This window comes from Bradyrhizobium sp. Kon37, from assembly GCF_055807535.1.
Genome location: NZ_JBVVOY010000167.1, coordinates 1 through 376 on the forward strand (window position 1 = coordinate 1; position 376 = coordinate 376).

At 47.6% G+C, this 376-nt stretch carries 1 protein-coding gene; it reads left to right on the top strand.

Features of this window, described 5'->3' with window-relative positions; genetic code table 11:
- Positions 1–335: LysR substrate-binding domain-containing protein (locus tag AC0L3J_RS37635; protein WP_473350467.1), on the top strand; the 335-nt coding region annotated here is incomplete at its 5' end.
- Positions 336–376 lie beyond the last annotated feature (41 nt).

Sequence of the window (376 nt, forward strand, 5' to 3'; positions counted from 1 at the left end):
CCCTTGCCACACCGTATTGTTCCCACGACTCCGGTACGGATGAATGGCATAGTTGGGCGCAACATTATGCGGTTAATTTGCCGACATCTTCTGGAATTGGCTTTGATCGTTCTGATTTAGCTGTTATTGCCGCGATGAATCATATTGGGGTGGCGATGGGAAGAAAACGCCTGGTACAAAAAAGGCTTGCCAGTGGTGAGCTCGTCGCGCCGTTTGGCGATATGACGGTGAAATGCCATCAGCATTATTACATCACCACATTACCGGGCAGGCAGTGGCCAAAAATTGAAGCGTTTATTATCTGGCTAAGAGAACAGGTAAAAACCACTTCATAATGAATAAAACCACGAGTTCCTGGTGTGCCTTATTCGGCCTG